1 pseudogene is annotated in these 583 nt (G+C 29.8%); it reads left to right on the top strand.

Features of this window, described 5'->3' with window-relative positions:
- A pseudogene (locus tag BKH41_RS09930) lies at nucleotides 1-583 on the top strand (hypothetical protein); the annotation flags it as partial.

Raw genomic sequence — 583 nt, 5'->3', positions numbered from 1 at the left:
CTCCAAGCTTTCAATGTAAAATCAAAGATAAAAATCTTAAAAATATCACCAAAGCAAAAGATATTACTACTGAAGATATGATTTGTATTTCTAATGATCTTATTTATAGGGATAATCTCTTCTCTTCTTTGTATCAAGCCATCATCAAAGGAAATCCAAAACTCAAAATGGAAGCTAGAAACATTGCAAGGGAAATGCTAAGAAAAATGGATGATAAATGTAGGCTTAAAGATGATGATGATCTTGATTGGAGTATGAACAACTCCCATAGCTGTATCTATGAAACCTATAACAACTATATCTTGAAACTTGCTTCATTCCTTTATCAAAATGATCAAGTCCTATTCAATCAAATCTTTAAAGATACTCAAAAATCTCCCACTCCTTATTATTCTGAATTCTTTAAAAATTATCTTGTATATCCAGTAGATTCAGATGACTTAGAAAACGAACAAGAACTTCAAGTAAAAGAAATAAATGATGCATTTATGCAACAATTCAGTACAGCAAGTATAGTTAATCGTTTAAATAATGATTCATTCATCATCAATCTGATTGCTGATGGTTTGATCAATCCGAATGG

The sequence above is a fragment of the Helicobacter sp. 12S02232-10 genome, assembly GCF_002272895.1.
Lineage (GTDB): Bacteria > Campylobacterota > Campylobacteria > Campylobacterales > Helicobacteraceae > Helicobacter_J.
The sequence above is the reverse complement of the archived record's forward strand: the minus strand, read 5'-3'. Positions and strand labels throughout refer to the sequence as shown.